Genomic DNA, 15,729 nt, shown 5'->3' on the forward strand with positions numbered 1-15,729 from the left:
CTCCTTTATGATAAGTTAGGGATTAATTTTAAAGTCTTAATTTCATATGGGGAAAATTGAAGTTCTATCGTTCCCTCGATCATTTCCAGTTCTTCAAATTGTTCCTCAAGGGCATTCGATACATAAACATTCGTAAGCGCATAAGGCCAACTTAGAGATACATTCTCGCGTCCACCAGAAGATTCATAGAACCGAAGAATGACACCATCGCCATCTTCTGCTGGTTTAATGGTATCCAATACCACTTCTTGACTCTTGAAAGGAATGAACGATAAGCAAGACGGTAGCGTTCCCTTCCTTTGTTCGCTTACAACAACAGGCATCGAGTGATTAAGTTCGGCTGCTTTCCTTACCGTCTGGGCAGTTCGCCAATCTCCAGCATGCGGATATAGAGAGTAAGTGAAATCATGTTCACCCAAATCAGCGGTTATATCGGGCCACTTAGGTGCCCGTAATAGTGACAAGCGAAGGGTACTGCCTTGAACATCATAACCATACTTACAATCATTCAACAGACTGACACCATATCCTCTCTCCGACACGTCAGCGAAGCGGTGCCCACAAACTTCATACTGCGCCTGCTCCCAGCTCGTGTTGCGGTGCGTTGGTCGTTCTAGCGCACCAAAAGGAATCTCATACGTCGCTTTCTCCGTCACAATATCAACTGGGAAGCCTACCTTGAGTAGCTTATGTGATTCATTCCAACGTACATGCGTCTTAAAGTCAATGCGAGCATCATGATGGTAAAATACGATATCTTGCGTGATTTCCGATTGATGCAACTGCCAGCGGAACCTGAGAATATCTTGTGTACTTCCGGCCATAATCAGCTTCTTCTCAAGCAGCACCGCTTCGCCTGCTCGCTGTTCTTCATATCGTGCGTCGATATCCCAAGCATCCCACAGTGTAGGTCGGTCATGGTAGAAATGAAAACGATTGGCCAGTTCACCGGTCTTCACGATTTCCCTCTGGGCCTTCTTGTCGTACAAGCTTACTATTTCCCCATTAGCGTTAAACCGAACGCTGTAGAATGCTGTCTCCCATTGATCTGCAAGCATATTGGGTCGATCCGTAGCTTCGGGCGAGACATTCATTTCTTCATATCTAAGCCATACTATCTTATATCCAAATGCCGGAATACCAGATACTCGAACGGACCATTTATCGTTGTCTCCATTCTCTCCTCGTATCCTATCGGTATCCAGACGTATACCTTCATCATCATAGAACGCAGCACACGCTGTACCCCTTGTTATGTCGCTCTCAACAATAGAATCCCTTTTCCAACCCAAGCTATTGAAGATTAGATATGGGGTACCTGTTCCTTCCGTTGTTATATCAGCAACAAGTTTATTCAGTCCATACTGAAGACCACTATTTCCTTTTTCGAAAATTTGCGTATATTCTTTCTCAGATGTTTCGTAGGCTTCCGTAATCGCAGAGCCTGGTATAATATCATGAAATTGATTCAGTAAAATTAGTTTCCATCCCTCGTGAAGGCTACCCCGGACTTCACGTTCTTCTGCCTGTGTCAGCAATGGTGCCGCCAACGCACTCCAAAGTTCTCCTTCACGATACAATATTTCAGCCTTGCGATTGCTTCTCTTGTTCCGTCCGTGCGTCGTGTAGGTTCCACGGTGAAGCTCCAAGTACAGGTCTCCCCGCCACTCTGGCAACGTTGGATCCTGCTCTGTTATTGCGCCGAAGAAATCTGCGGCAGTGCTATATCGGACCTCCGGTTGGCCAACCATCAGCTCACCACGCTCTATATATTCAAGCATTTCGCGCGTGACACCACCGCCCCCATCACCGTGTCCGTACAATAACATTTGTTCAGCATGGTTGTCTTTTTGCCTATAGGACTGCCAATGATCATGGATATCCTTAGGCATCGTATTCTCGTTCACACCATGATTGAGATATGAAAGCATCGGTGTTCCATCGATCCCAACCCAATGGAACAGATCATAAGGAAATACGTTGGTGTCGTTCCAACCAAGTTTCGTGGTCATGAAATAGTTCACACCACCATGCTTCAAGATTTGAGGCAGTGAAGCACAGTATCCGAACGTATCCGGAAGCCACTCAATATCAGAAGTCATCCCGAATTCTTCTTTGTAAAAAAGCTGTCCATAGAGCATCTGTCGCATAAGTGATTCACCACTTGGTATATTCAGGTCCGGCTCGACCCACATCCCACCAACGAGTTCCCAGCGCCCCTCAGCAATTCTTGCTTTGACCCGTCCATAAAGTTCCGGGTCGTTCTCTTTGAGAAAAGAAAAGAGCAGTGGCTGGCTCTGTGCATACTTGAAATCAGGATATTCGTTCATCAACGCATCAATGGTGGAGAACGTACGACTGGTCTTGCGGACCGTCTCTCGAACCGGCCACAACCAGGCAATATCAATATGCGACTGCCCAACCATATGCTGAATCCCTTCGGCATTTCCACCAATCTCGTTTACACGTCGTTTCAATTTCTCTTCTAATAAGATGATTGTACTGCCTTCCCGTATTTCCTTCTCGTCCATTGCAACAAATGTATCCATCGCTTCATATAACGTTTGGATCAGTCGATTACGACGGAAATCCTGCTCTGGCAAAAGAATGCTAGATGCTCGGATCACTGTTACCGTATGCATCAGGCTTTGAACAGGATGATTGGGCAATACAATCAAACTACGTACCGAGCGAATCGGCGGTTGAATAACAGCCTGCTGGTTAAGAGGATCTACTGGTTCAGGGATTGGATCATATAATTCAATTTCCAATGCTAGGGTTCTGACGTTGGTTTCTAGATGCTCTAATATCGGATTTAACGTCACATACGTATGATTCCGATCTAGTCCATGACGCGACAATCCATTTATCCGGAGCAAACCTTCTCCACCCGATTCAAACAACAAGCCCGCTTTGCCATTCATCCAGTCTTCTGATAGCTCAACAACTTGTCTGAAGAAGTACGTCGTCCCCTGCACACTCGGAAAATGGGCCAATCCATTTCCCTCAGGGTACAGTGCACGATCTTCATACTCCCCTGGCAGTTTATAGGTCGTCCGAGTAATCTCCCAGTCATTGAGTTCCGATTGTTCGAGCCATTGATGCTCGGACAATTCGCGAATAAATCGTGTAATACGTTCCATATTATCGAACCTCCCTAACCATTAGATCCGTGCTTAGTGTGTCATTGACATGCCTACCTACATGAATCCGAAACAACCCTTCTTCAACAACAGGCTTATAATCCATTCCTATACATTCTAATTGCTCTGCAGAAATAGTAAATTCTACCCTCCGGGTCTCACCAGGCTTCAGAGAAACCTTACAGAAGTCCTTCAGTTCTTTCGCTGGTCTTGTAACTGTACTGACGACATCCGTAATATATAACTGAACAACTTCTGAACCTTCAACCTGGCCTGTATTCGTCAATTCAATGGCAACGGATACGCTTCCTGTCGGGGTCATTGTATCCGCTGTTATTGTTAAATTTGAATAGCAGAATTCCGTATAACTTAGACCATAACCGAACGGATACCTAGGCTGCGAATCTGCTTCTAGATACCTCTTGCCGCGTGAACGCTTGCCGTTATAATAAACGGGAAGCTGTCCTACATGTTTTGGAATAGATATCGTGAGCCTACCCGATGGATTCACCTCACCAAACAAAATGTCAGCAATGGCATTTCCACCTTCCTGCCCTGGATACCACGCCTCCAGAATAGCGTGGGCATGATCGTCTACCCAGGGCTCAGCAATCGGTCTGCCATTAATATAGATAATAACAACGGGTTTCCCCAGTCTATAAATTTCCTGAATTAATTCTAGCTGTACTCCTGCAAGTTCGAGGGTCATCCGGTCAATCCCTTCACCGCATTCCATATCGCTCCAAGAATGCTCCGTCACCTTGGACGCGCCCGTCTTTAAGTCGATGCTTCCTTCACCAAAGTCGCGAGCGCTCGATCCGCCGACCACCATGACAACGGTGTCGGCCTGCGCTGCACAAGTTAGTGCATATTCGAACCCTTCTTTGGAGTCACCTTTAATCTGGCAACCCGGGGCGTATAAGAGACGTTCAGAGTCATTATGCAAATGGTTACTAATGCCTCGCAGTACAGTAACTACTTTGGATCGCAGCTGTGGCGATGTATAATCACCCAGTTGATTATATCCCTGATCGGCGTTCGGGCCGATCACAGCAATCTTACCGATGGACTTAGATAATGGTAATGTATTCGCTTCATTCTTCAGTAGAATGATGGCTTCTGAAGCTGTCTGCCGCGCAAGCTTGATATGCTCCTCGCTACCGATGACCTTCGCAGCTTTGTCCGGATCGGCATAGGGTTGTTCAAACAGACCCAACTTGAATTTCAATGTGAGTACTCGCCGTACAGCCTGATCCAACACGCCTGAATCAAGTTTGTTCTGATGAACAGCCTCTACTAAATAGCGACCAAACATTTCACCCGACATTTCCATGTCAATCCCGGCTGAAATCGCCCGTATTGCCGCATCCATTCCATCCTCCGCCGTATCATGTCCAGATGCCAACATATCTATTGCACCGCAATCGGTAATTAGCATTCCTTCAAATCCCCATTCTGAGCGGAGAATCGACTCAAGTAATTCCGTATTCACCGTACAAGGAATACCATCAATTTCATTGTAAGCAGGCATAATGGAGATAGCACCCGCTTCGACAGCCTTCTTAAAAGGTAACATGTCTACCTCAAGTAACTCTCGAAGTCCCATATGAACAGGGCCCGCATTTCTTCCACCTTCTGAACTACCATAAGCAACGAAGTGTTTCAACGTCGCTACCACACTGTCTTCGCTATCCAGACGTTCACCCTGATGTCCCTCTACGGAGGCAACAGCGAACTGACTGATCAAATACGGATCTTCTCCGAAGCATTCTTCCGTTCGTCCCCATCTTGGATCGCGGACCACATCAAGCACTGGAGAATAAGTTACCGCACCTCCTTGGCTCCTTGTCTCCCTAGCGACAGCTCTGCACATTTCACGGTATAAATCCACGTTCCATGTACTGCCGATTGATAAGGGTACTGGAAATACAGTTGCTCCAATGGCCATGTGTCCATGTGAGCATTCTTCACCAATTAGAATGGGAATACCGAGGCGCGAATGCTCTATAGCATACTTCTGGATCGCATTGACAGCCTCAGCGCCTTCTCTCGGAGAAAGCCCTGATTCAAGCGTAACACCTGTCCATGGATCAGCGCGTAGTACACCGTACAGCGAACCTACACCTCCATTCTCCACTTGAGCTTTAAAAGACTCAGTGAGAACAACTTCCCCTTCACTATGTTCATAAGTCTGCCAACCGAAAGGCTGAATGAGCTGGCCCACTTTTTCTTCTACAGTCATAAGACCGAGCAGATGCTCTACCCGATCTTCAGTTGGCATACTTCTATCTTGATAGATCATAGCTCCACTCTCTTCTCTATATATGACTTTATTCTTTTACAGCACCGATAGTCAGACCTTGAATGAAATAACGTTGAAAGAAAGGATATGCGAAAATAATGGGTCCAGTCGCAAGCACAACCATCGCCATGCGTGAAGTATCTTGAGGCATATTTTGCATAGCCCCTAAACTTAATGAGCTATTCTGTGAATTCTGAAGAATGAACTGCATACTCGTTTCGATCCGCATTAGCATCGACTGCAGCGGTACTAGATTTGGGTTGTCGATGTATAACAAAGCATTGAACCAATCATTCCAATAACCAAGTGTACTGAACAAACCAATTGTCGCAAGACCTGGTAGGGAAAGTGGTAGTACAACTGTTAAGAATATTCGGAATTCTCCCGCCCCATCAATTTTACCCGCTTCAATGAGGGCATCCGGTACACTTGTCGTATAGAAGGTTCGTAGAATCATAATGTAGAATGCATTTAGAGCAAGAGGAAGAACCAGTGCCCAGAATGAATCTTTCAGTCCCATTAATTGTGTAACGACAATGTAAGTAGGAACTAAACCACCATTGAATAACATCGTGAAGAATGCTAGAAAAGCGAAAAAATTACGATACTTGAAGCTTTTTCTCGAAATAGCATAGGCATACAACGCAGTGATAAAGAGACTCAATAGGGTTCCAACGACGGTGACCGAAATGGTCACGAAGTAAGAATTCAACAGTGCTTCTCCATTCTGGAATACGTACCGATAACCCTCCAGACTCCACTGAGATGGAATCAATTGATAGCCATCACGTGCCAGTGCCCCCTCATCTGTAAAGGAAATGATGACAACGAACAGAAAAGGAAATATACAGAGGAAAGCAAAAATACCGGCGATTAAATTAAACACTACATTCCATGAACCTCGAAGGCGATGGATATCTTTTTCTTTTGATTTTCTTTTTGACACAGGACTCACTCCCTCCATAGGTTCTAGAATAAGGCGCTATCTTTATCCACTTTACGTACTATATAGTTCGAAGTCATAACAAGAATGAAACCAACAAGAGATTGATACAATCCAGCAGCCGTACTCATACCGATTTCACCCGTCGTTTTAAGCCCACGATATACATAGGTATCAATGACGTTAGTAACGCTATACAACGTACCTGAATTTCGTGGAACTTGATAAAACAATCCGAAATCGGCATAGAATATTTTCCCGATAGCAAGCAACGTCATGATCGTAATGATCGGCTTCAACATAGGGATCGTTATACTACGGATCTGTTGCCACTTACTGGCTCCATCAATCATGGCAGCTTCATAAAGTGATCTATCAATCCCCATTATGGCTGCTAAATAGACGACGCTATTGTAACCAACAGCCTTCCATAGAAAGATAAGAACTAGGAAATAAGGCCAATATTTCGGATCAGAGTACCATTGAATCGGATCCATCCCAAACCATCCTGTAATTTGGTTCAGCATCCCCCGGTCCATACTCAGAAAGCTAAATGCGAAATACCCGACTACAACCCATGATAAGAAGTAAGGTAAGAACATCCCTGTTTGATACAGTTTAGCGAGCTTTTTATTTGCAATTTCAGACAATACCACAGCAAGAATAACGGACAAGATCAGACCTAGCGTAATAAATGCAACATTATACAGTAACGTATTTCGTGTAATGATATAAGCATCATTCGTACTGAATAGAAATTTAAAGTTATCAAATCCCACCCACTTGCTTTCAATAATACTAGCCAAGAATCCGTCTCTACTGTAACGATACTGTTTAAATGCAATAATCGTTCCTAGCATTGGTAGATAGGCAAAGAAGAGGAACCATAATGTGCCGGGCAATACCATAAGCAGCATGATTTTATTCTTGACAAGGTTCTTTAGAAATCCACCGATCATACATATCCCTCCCACTTGAGTTATAACGAACAAGAAAAAAAAGAACCGGGTATACGTTAGAAAGCACCCGGTTCTTTCAGATTCAAACTTCCTGTGCTTACTACTTCTTAGATGCTACCCATGCGTCAACTTGTGTTTGTGCTTCAACCATAATTTTGTCCAATCCGGCAGCTTTGAATTTCTCTAGCGCTTTCGGTAAATATACATCTGGATCAACGGTACCTGTCATTAGCGAGGACCAGAACTCTTCTTTGACGTTCATCACAGCTGCGACTTCATTTGTGATCTTGGAAGTGTCAAAGTTAAACCCTAGCAACGGTGCATTTTTACCTGCATCATTAAACTTTTTGAATTCATCCCATTTATTTTCAGGGTCACCTTCGTTTAAATACGTAAGGAGAACGTTACCAATTGAGAATGTTGGGATATCATAGTTTTTAGATTCCGCTAAATTCTTCATCATATTATCGGCAATTTTTTCATAATGAACATTCTCGATTCCGGAATCCAACAGATTACGTAGATACTTATCCGTATTTATTAGATTCAGGAACTCCATAGCTTTCTCAGGATATTTCGAGTTAGCTGAGATTGCCTGCATGGAACCCATTACGGACCAGTTATACACGATAGAATCTCCCGCTGGAGTAGATACAACAGGATAGCCATAGCTGGCTGACCATTGGTTATCTGCAAGAGGCTGAGTAGCAGCACGATCCGTGAACCAATTCCCAGTCTTGATCAGATCATCTGTTGAAGTCGTTGTAGCTGCTTCTGGTGAAATATATCCTGCTTTATAGTACTTATGCATCGTAGCAAGGCTAGCTTTCAATTCCGGGGTTTCCAACATGTTTATAACTTTATAGTCTTTTGTATCCAGTTTTACTGCCATAGGCATTTTCTCAATTAGGTAATCGAAAGGCATCAATGGTACGTAATCCTTGTTAATAGCAAATGGCGTAACGTTAGGCTCATTTTCTTTGATCGTTTTGAGAAGTGGCTCTGCACTCTCTAAGGATTTAACGCCGCTGATATCAAGGTTATATTTATCTAAGAGTTCCTTGTTGAAACGCCATACTTCCAATGCTGGTAGTTCTTTGTTGGCCGGAACGCCATAGTTCTTACCATCCACTTTGGAACCTTCAAGGAATGCTGGATCCAGTGTTTCGATAATTCCTTTACCTTCTTTAGTCAATAAATCATCAATTGGAGTAAATGCACCTTTTCTAGCATTCTGTACATAATCGAAGGCCCATGCACAGGTGAATAAAATGTCCATCGGCTCGCCAGATGCAGCCATTACCTGCATTTTTTGAGAATAGTCACCGTAGTCGATCATTTTCATCTTCACGGTAGCGTTTATTTTTTCCTTCGTATATTTATTCACTTCGGCGATAACAAGGTCTGTATCCTTCTGTGGTGCACCAATGGTATACCAGATCAGTTCAACAGGCTTCTCAGTACTTCCACTGTTACTAGAACTATTGTCTTTATTTCCTCCACATGCGCTAAGCGTCAGTGTACATGCCATCAACGTGGCAAGCATAATCGTAAAGCTCTTTTTCTTCTTCATCTTATAGTTCCCCTCTGTTCTGTAGTGTTTCTTAACAATTAATCCGTTGCCATTACAGTAAGTTCGCTAGTCTTTATACACTCTGTTCGTCTGTCATACTTTGTTTAACGGCTATCTTCACTTTAGTTCATGTAAGCACTTTCAAATAGAGGATAAACTTAATAAATGGTGTAGAAATTAAAGAAAATAAAAATACTAGAGTAGCCCTTTATATTCAATCGGAGAAATGCCAACATACTTTTTAAACTGTTTATAAAAGTATCCGCTTTCTAAATAACCTACGTTTGCAGCTATTTCATGGACTTTTAAATGAGTTGTTTTAAGTTGCTCCTTGGCCTTTTCTACACGATATTTATTAATGTATCCGGTGAACGTCTCGTTCGTCTCCTTATGGAATAACTGTCCCAAATACACGGGATGGATATTGTAAGCTGCTCCTAATGTCTTGAGGGAGAACTCTCCAGCATAGTTCTCATGAATATACTTCAGCACCTGCTGAACAACCGGATTCTTTACATCTCTAACCAATGCATCGATAACGGAAACTGCCACCTCTTGGATCGCCTTGATCAGGTCAGTTCCTGTATCCGCTTCCCTAACCGTCGTAAAAGCCAAAGTGAATGGTTCAGCTTCTTCCTTGTGATTCATTTCCTTTAATTGCATTTTGAATCGGACGATCAGTTCAAGAGCGATATCCTGTAGATGGCTTGGTGTCATTCCCTCTAGTCTCTGGATCTCTTTAAAATCATTCCCTATTTTCTCTTCCAGGCTTTCCGTCTCTTTCGCTAATATAAGCTTGACATATTCCGACCAGTCTATAGGAAATACCGATTTGAGTGGTCCTTCACATAGTGGAAGCTCACTATATTCCATAATCGCCTGTTGGGGGCAGATGAGGAAATACTCCATTGCTTTTTTGGCTTCAACATAACTTTTAGGAGCATGCTGAATTAAAAATCCTACACTTCCCATAGAGATACGAACTGGACTGAACGCAGTAATACGTTCATGTATATCTTCTAAGTTTTCTTTCAACCTCTTTTCTTCCAATACCTCCATCGTGGAAAGAATAACGATGTCCCCATCCATATCACGAAATGGTGTGAATGAATCATCGTTATCAAAAAGCTTCGTAATCAGGTCGAATACTTCATCGCCTGCCTTCTCACTCCGTACAATGGATACGGAAGCCAAAGGCCGTTTAAGCTGAATCCCAAGAAGGTCTGCCCGCTCATTGAACTCCGTCGTAGCCATTTGACCCTTCAACCAGCGATGCAATATATTATCTTTTACGATTTGCACACCCTTACTATCAAACCATTGTTCCACAAGTAAAAGATTCAACTTCTCTACCATACCTCGCAGTGTAGACTTTAACTCTTCAATGTTTATGGGCTTTAATAGGTAATTCTCAATTCCAAGCTTCATAGCTTCCTTCAAATAATTGAATTCACTGAACCCACTAAGAATGATTGCTAATAGATTAGGTTGAATCTCCCGAGCACTACTGATCAACTGAAGCCCATTCATGACCGGCATAGAGATATCTGAAATTAGCAGATCTACAGTCGTATGTCTCAGAATATCCATGGCTAGCTGCCCATTCTCTGCATGCCCCACAATTTCCATTCCGAAATCCGCCCAATGAATGATATTGTACAATCCTTCAAGGATAAACGGCTCATCATCAACAATAAGTACTTTATACATACTGATTCCCCTCCACTTCAATATCGGGAAACCTTACGATTACCGTCGTCCCGTTGTCTAATTCACTCTGTATATCAAGCCCATAAGACGGACCATATAATAACTTCAGTCGAGTATGTACACTACGTAATCCGAACGATCCACCTTCTTCTTCCGGCTTGTCCAGAGAATCTTTTATTTGTGTTAGTCTTACCGGATCAATTCCTCGTCCGTTATCCTCAATAATGACCTCTATGAATCCTATCTCCTGTAACACTCGAATCGATAGATGGTTATCCGTCCGTTCCGTTCTTATTCCATGTACGATGTAATTCTCAATTAGCGGTTGCAGTGACATCTTCATAACGACTTTTAAGGAATGCATCGGCTCGATTTCGATCTGGTAGGAGAACTTATCCTTATATCGAATCCGAAACAGTTCAAGATAAAGACGACATGCCTCCAGTTCATCTGTGAATAAGTGAATCTCCTTCTGCTGTACAAGACCTTTGAACAACACGGATAGGATGTAGATCATTTCGCTCACATCACTGGCACCCTGAGAGATCGCTCGCATACGGATAACCTCAAGCGTATTATATAGAAAATGGGGGTTAATCCTTGCTTGTAAAGCTGCTAGCTCTGTATGCTTCTGCTTAATTTCCGCTTTATATACCCTATCGATGTAGAGATTGAGGTCATCCATCATGTTGTTGAAACTCTTCGATATTTGCCCGAGTTCGTCCTCACGCTTGTCCTCAATTCGAGCCTCCAATTCACCATTTTTCACTTTCCTTGTGAACCGTATAATTCTATTTGTCCGCTTAGCGTAATTAGCAACGAATAGCGAGGGAATAACAATAGAGATGATGATACAGATCGCGCTGATCAACATAATCGTATTACGGAGGCCCGTATAAGACTGTGCAATGACATCCTTAGGTGCTACACCAACGACCATATATCCACCCTCGTTCGAAATTAGCTTGTTAATATACATGCCCTCATCCGCGAGTTTAGTGCTTTTGTCACTATAGAGAAATGAACTCTGATCTGCATAGGGGTAACCCCCTTCATAATATTGGGAGGATGAATCATACATTACCCCTCCATCCGGAGATATGACGGCAATATCCCCTTTTAATTTATCTTTATAACTGGATAGTACATTTGAAATGTGATCAGCGTCATAATAAATCAATAGTTGACCGATATTTTTTAACGTTATTTTGTCATTAAGCGGTATCCGAACCGAGTACAAATGCGAATCCCACTGGTTGATCGCTGTGCGAACCCAAACGTTAGGTCGGGAAATATGTTTATTTTCCAAAGCCATGACATCAGGGATGTAAGAGTTAGCAGCATTGGTAGAGATCGCTTTGAAGTGTTTATTCTGATCAAAGGTGAACAGATTCTGCTGATCCGCACTATACAGCATTAAGTTCCGTATATCCTCATCATTATCAAGCTGATCTTTTAAAAATTCCAGGACATCGGTCGATTTATCAGCATTATTGTAATAATATTGATCCAATTTATGCTGGGCATAATCTTGAAACGGATGTGTTAAGAAATAAGATAGATTCCCTGATAATGTCTCATTCCGGTACATCGCAAGCGTCATGTCTTTTACCGCAACATACTTAGCATCCAAGTAATTACTCACACTCTCCATCGCATTCTTCTGGATGTCTAGTTCTTTCCCAACGACCGATTGGGACATGGAGTGAAACATTAAATAAGAGAAGGTAATGATTGTAATAATCGTAATACCCGAGTAGAGCAGAATCATTTTCAAGAACACATTGTTTTTAAAATAATTTCCGTAAAGTCTCCTGACCATCACTATGCCTCCCATGTTGTCTTTTCGGTTAATTATAACAATGTTTCCAGCATATCGAATCAACATTTAGCAAAGAGTAAAAAAAGCCCTCCGATAAAAAATGTTAAGTCCAAAATATCATGAACTCATTTTCACTGTCTAACGTATGGAAATAATAATAGAAAAGCAGCTTTCCCACTCAAGGAGAAAGCTGCTTTTCATTATGTAACTTTCCGTTATCATACATATAAACTTCAAGCTCATACGAGAAGAGTCCTCATAAGAATTCTACTGAGGCCAGTTAAAAGGTTCATCTTCAACCTCTTGCTTTATCTCATTGAAGAACCATGTAACACCCTTCCACCAATTTGGATCCTCCGCATAGGTTTGGTTTAGCCATTGAATCGGGTGGCTTGTTCCTGGACGCCTATTGCTAATATTAGCTACAGTCTTCGCTGCGATATTAGCTGAAGATGCAATCGTTGTATTGTAACTCTCCCAACTTCCAAATACATTAAAAGGATTATTCGCTATCTCTTTTACTTTTTTATGATTTTTTGAAACGAATCCCTGCTCTTGCCCTGTAATGGCAAACAATAAAAGCGGATGAATATCATATTTCTGTGCAGCTTTCACAATCTCAGACATGTACGGTTCCTCAGCTAAAATGGAGTTCTTCCCCTTCAAATAATGATTCAATCGTTTCTTATCTATTGAAACGTATTTGAGCTCCTTAGGTATTCCATCGACCGGTTTCAGGTCACGAATCACTTGGTTATTTATAGGAACTTCAGTAGATATAGATGTAGAAGACCGCTGCTCTAATGATAATATCAACATTATACCTAGAATAACCACAATTAGAGACAGACTCGCAATAGATACCTTCCGATTGAGCCTTGCTTTCTTCCAATAGGGAACAACCGGTTCATTAACAACGGAAACGGCGATTTCCATGTGGCTGTTCAGGTTCTGTTGCTCCCATTCTCTCTCCAATGCTTGAAGTGAGACTGTAGTGAGTTCTTCCTGTGACCATTGAAGAAGGATGTCTCGAACCACTTCTTCCTGTAATTCTAATGTGGATCTGGCACAAGCCCATTCAGCTAAAGAGGATATCAGCTCATCTTTGCTCAAATCGAGAGACATACAATGTTGAAGAACATCATCTGCCTGAATAATAAGAGATTCTTTAAACTTGCTAAGAAGCTCGTAACACAGCCTCTTCTTCACCTCTTCTGGAAAAGAAGGTAAGCGGCTTTCAATAATTCGGTGCGCTGCATCCGCAAATACAGATGCTCGTCTCTTCGGATCAAGACTTTGATGTTTGCGATTAATATAATGCTTCAGTCTTACAATTTCTCCATCAGACAATACGAATTCTTGCATCCTTATGATCCCCAGCCTATCCTGATGTTCAGTTAGTGAACAATTAGAGTAATGATCCCTTTAAGAATGATTCCACATGTAGGTTGGAAAGTCCTTCTTCATCCATCATCGCTCATCAGCATTGTTGTCGCTCGCTATCGCGTCTTACTTTAATTCCTCTACAATACTAGTTAGTTGCTTGGTTAGATAAGGTGAAACATCACCGATTACGGATACTTCTTCTAGAAGGTCAAAGGTATTTCCGCCCCATGGACCTTGTGGATCGGATACTTGCCTACCGATTCGTAAAGTTCCTGCTTCGATATAGCTGTCTAGCAGTTGCACGCCTTCTAGAAGTAGATCAACTGGCAGCGGTTTGTCTCTGCGTCGTGACCATACTGCTAAGAAGGACATGCCACGCAATATATCCTATTCAAAAAACCTTGGAAAACAAGGTTTCAGCCATTCCGTATCGATGATATGCCCCGTTTGTTTAGAACATACGAGACGATGTTCAATCAAATAACGTGCACCTTCATCCAAGAAGATCGCTTCCTGCTCCGTGAAATCGCGGTTTGTATACCACAGAATAGCCTCTAGTGGAGGTAGAGTTGAAACAATAGAGCTTTTATTAGAATGTATATAAGCTTCCGGATCGCAGTTTAATCCTCCATCAGACTGTTGATGCTGTAAGAACCATTTGCGAATCCAAGGCATCTCCTTGTCCACATCACAGCCATATGTCATCAAGCACCGTCCCATTTTTCACGGCTGTGCTCGCAACGATCTAACTCCATATTCGGAGCAGATTCTAGAAATTGTACAGATTTTTGGATAGCGACCCGAAGGCTCTGGTTTGTTTCCATCTTAATCTATGTCTCCCAAAATTCTATTTAATTACATTTCCAAGGAACGAAGACGAAGAATGCCTGAGAAGATAATCTACACTTCTGCAAAGCTTGCAAAACACATGATCTATGGCTTAGGAACAACCCGTAACCATACCTCACAATAGCAATGTTCATCTTTCCCAAAATACAGCTCCATCTCATATTCATCAATTTTAGTATATGATGCTGTCGGTAACCAATCTGTATAGATTCTCTTAATCATTTCCTGAATAACAGTACTCGTCTCTTCCTCTGAATGCTCTCTTGTTCTGAAGATAGCCCATGTTGATGCAGGAACATCCAGCACAGTGTAACCTTCTGCGTTACAATGATCTGCCATGTAATTAAACAGCATATAGCGGAAGGAACTATCCATCTTGCCCTCATTACTCCAACATATAGCGTTAATCATACTAAGCTCATCATCTTTGTCCTTTTGTGCCGATAGAGCCAGCTTCTCGAGGCTTCCATCCTGCGCGCAGTCAATCCAAAATTGGGGTATATCTGTAAACTGCTTTTCTTGATCGGCTGTAAACACACGGTCGATACCATACACTGAGAATGCTTCTTTCTTAATCACTCGATAATCCATAGCTACATCTCCTCGAATTGATATATGAAAAGAGATTCGGGGATACGCTTTAAGCATTGCCCCTTCCCCACGAGCTGAGGTTGGAGTCAATCCATGTAGCGCATGAAAGGCACGTGCGAATGCTTCAGGTGACTCATAACCGTATTTTAATGCAATATCGATTATTTTGGTTTGACTATGCTGAATATCGAAAGCAGCCATTGTCAATCTGCGACGTCGAATATATTCTGCAAGCGAAACACCCGTAATAATGGAAAATACTTTTTGAAAATGATACACCGAGCATAAGGCTAACCGTGCTGCTTGTTCATTATCGATATCTCCATAGAGGTGACCTTCAATATAGTCGAGTGCACGATTCATCCGTTCTAACCAATCCATCGCTCCCCCTCCTTTCACAAGTATCATAAGGTGTGAAGCTTATCGTTGCCGTGCATTTCGTGCTTGTTAC

11 protein-coding genes are annotated in these 15,729 nt (G+C 42.5%); all 11 read right to left on the bottom strand.

Translation table 11 applies throughout. The annotated features are described in order from the left end of the window. Positions 1–5 precede the first annotated feature (5 nt). The gene (locus AC1D69_RS16180; protein ID WP_495457180.1) at positions 6–3,143 is read right to left on the bottom strand and encodes an alpha-mannosidase; all 3,138 of its coding nucleotides are present in this window, start codon (positions 3,141–3,143) and stop codon (positions 6–8) included. Position 3,144: 1 nt separating this feature from the next. Beyond that, on the bottom strand, positions 3,145–5,445 hold the full coding sequence (locus AC1D69_RS16185; protein WP_495457181.1) for a glycoside hydrolase family 3 N-terminal domain-containing protein: 2,301 nt from the start codon (positions 5,443–5,445) through the stop codon (positions 3,145–3,147). Between the two features lie 28 nt (positions 5,446–5,473). Beyond that, on the bottom strand, positions 5,474–6,391 hold the full coding sequence (locus tag AC1D69_RS16190; protein ID WP_495457182.1) for a carbohydrate ABC transporter permease: 918 nt from the start codon (positions 6,389–6,391) through the stop codon (positions 5,474–5,476). 23 nt (positions 6,392–6,414) lie between these two features. Further along, positions 6,415–7,347, bottom strand: a complete 933-nt coding sequence (locus AC1D69_RS16195; RefSeq protein WP_495457183.1) for an ABC transporter permease — start codon at positions 7,345–7,347, stop codon at positions 6,415–6,417. Positions 7,348–7,447: 100 nt separating this feature from the next. Next, positions 7,448–8,920 (bottom strand): ABC transporter substrate-binding protein, encoded by a 1,473-nt coding sequence (locus AC1D69_RS16200; protein WP_495457184.1) that lies wholly within the window; start codon positions 8,918–8,920, stop codon positions 7,448–7,450. A 195-nt stretch (positions 8,921–9,115) separates the two neighbouring features. Next, positions 9,116–10,630 carry a response regulator gene (locus AC1D69_RS16205; RefSeq protein WP_495457185.1) on the bottom strand — a complete coding sequence of 505 codons (1,515 nt, stop codon included), beginning with the start codon at positions 10,628–10,630 and terminating at the stop codon, positions 9,116–9,118. Next, positions 10,623–12,452, bottom strand: a complete 1,830-nt coding sequence (locus AC1D69_RS16210) for a sensor histidine kinase (protein WP_495457186.1) — start codon at positions 12,450–12,452, stop codon at positions 10,623–10,625. Before AC1D69_RS16210 ends, AC1D69_RS16205 begins: the two co-directional genes overlap by 8 nt. Positions 12,453–12,719: 267 nt before the next feature. Beyond that, on the bottom strand, positions 12,720–13,817 hold the full coding sequence (locus AC1D69_RS16215; protein ID WP_495457187.1) for a hypothetical protein: 1,098 nt from the start codon (positions 13,815–13,817) through the stop codon (positions 12,720–12,722). Between the two features lie 144 nt (positions 13,818–13,961). Further along, a complete protein-coding gene (locus tag AC1D69_RS16220; RefSeq protein WP_495457188.1) occupies positions 13,962–14,210 on the bottom strand; it encodes a hypothetical protein in 249 nt (82 codons plus the stop codon). A 15-nt stretch (positions 14,211–14,225) separates the two neighbouring features. Next, the gene (locus AC1D69_RS16225; RefSeq protein ID WP_495457189.1) at positions 14,226–14,543 is read right to left on the bottom strand and encodes a hypothetical protein; all 318 of its coding nucleotides are present in this window, start codon (positions 14,541–14,543) and stop codon (positions 14,226–14,228) included. 228 nt (positions 14,544–14,771) lie between these two features. After that, the gene (locus AC1D69_RS16230; RefSeq protein ID WP_495457190.1) at positions 14,772–15,659 is read right to left on the bottom strand and encodes an AraC family transcriptional regulator; all 888 of its coding nucleotides are present in this window, start codon (positions 15,657–15,659) and stop codon (positions 14,772–14,774) included. Between the last annotated feature and the right edge of the window lie 70 nt (positions 15,660–15,729).

The sequence above is a fragment of the Paenibacillus sp. Y301 genome (assembly GCF_059445505.1).

Excerpts from the sequence above, each read along its gene's own strand:
- AC1D69_RS16220 (WP_495457188.1), bottom strand. The coding sequence starts at position 14,210 with ATGTCCTTCTTAGCAGTATGGTCACGACGCAGAGACAAACCGCTGCCA.
- AC1D69_RS16210 (WP_495457186.1), bottom strand. The coding sequence starts at position 12,452 with ATGGTCAGGAGACTTTACGGAAATTATTTTAAAAACAATGTGTTCTTG.
- AC1D69_RS16200 (WP_495457184.1), bottom strand. The coding sequence starts at position 8,920 with ATGAAGAAGAAAAAGAGCTTTACGATTATGCTTGCCACGTTGATGGCA.
- AC1D69_RS16195 (WP_495457183.1), bottom strand. The coding sequence starts at position 7,347 with ATGATCGGTGGATTTCTAAAGAACCTTGTCAAGAATAAAATCATGCTG.
- AC1D69_RS16230 (WP_495457190.1), bottom strand. The coding sequence starts at position 15,659 with ATGGATTGGTTAGAACGGATGAATCGTGCACTCGACTATATTGAAGGT.
- AC1D69_RS16205 (WP_495457185.1), bottom strand. The coding sequence starts at position 10,630 with ATGTATAAAGTACTTATTGTTGATGATGAGCCGTTTATCCTTGAAGGA.
- AC1D69_RS16180 (WP_495457180.1), bottom strand. The coding sequence starts at position 3,143 with ATGGAACGTATTACACGATTTATTCGCGAATTGTCCGAGCATCAATGG.
- AC1D69_RS16185 (WP_495457181.1), bottom strand. The coding sequence starts at position 5,445 with ATGATCTATCAAGATAGAAGTATGCCAACTGAAGATCGGGTAGAGCAT.
- AC1D69_RS16215 (WP_495457187.1), bottom strand. The coding sequence starts at position 13,817 with ATGCAAGAATTCGTATTGTCTGATGGAGAAATTGTAAGACTGAAGCAT.
- AC1D69_RS16225 (WP_495457189.1), bottom strand. The coding sequence starts at position 14,543 with ATGACATATGGCTGTGATGTGGACAAGGAGATGCCTTGGATTCGCAAA.